The 730-nt window shown below is 46.4% G+C and carries 1 protein-coding gene; it reads right to left on the bottom strand.

Annotation, left to right across the window (positions count from 1 at the left end; translation table 11 throughout):
• A partial coding sequence (locus L692_RS30415) for an AMP-binding protein (protein WP_036725921.1) occupies positions 1–730 on the bottom strand: 730 nt, incomplete at both ends.

The raw sequence follows: 730 nt of genomic DNA, 5'->3' as shown, positions 1-730 counted from the left end.
GCCCGCGATGCACAGCTCTCCCGGCACCCCGATCGGAAGTAAACGTTCATTGGAATTGAGAATATAGATTTGATGATTACTGATCGGTCGCCCGATCGAAACAAACTTAGGATTCACAGTATTACTGGTACAAGACCAAACGGACGAGCAGATCGAGTCTTCCGTCGGTCCGTAAGCATTCCAATACGTTGCGTGATCTTTCCACTTCCGAATCAGCTCGACTAAGGATGCAGATCCTCCTGTGATTAGCTTCTTCAAGCTCGGCACTTGATGAGGATCCAAGTAAATCGCATACGTTGGAGGCAGTAAAGCTGCGGTAATTCCATTGTCTGCGATAAAACGTTCCAACAGACGGTAATCTAATATGGTCGAAGCCGTAGGTACATATAAAGTTGCTCCAAAGAACAAAGACATAAAGATTTCCCAGACCGATGCATCGAACGATAAACTCGCGAATTGGATTACTTTATCTTGCTCGCGTATATGAATCGTATTATCAAACAATAGTTTAAAGTTGCACAACCCATGATGCTCTACCATGACGCCTTTGGGCCTGCCCGTTGTTCCCGATGTATAGATGACGTACGCCAGATGATTAGGGCCGGCGAGCGGTTTCAAGTTTGAACCATCTCCGCTGTATATTTGATCGTCGTCCACCATCATAAAGTCGCCGGTAAACGAAATACGATCTTGAAGATGCCCATGCAACAGCAGCAGCTTTGCTCCCGAG

The sequence above is a fragment of the Paenibacillus forsythiae T98 genome (assembly GCF_000520735.1).
Lineage (GTDB): Bacteria > Bacillota > Bacilli > Paenibacillales > Paenibacillaceae > Paenibacillus_AQ > Paenibacillus_AQ forsythiae.
This window is presented reverse-complemented; position numbering and strand designations above follow the sequence as displayed.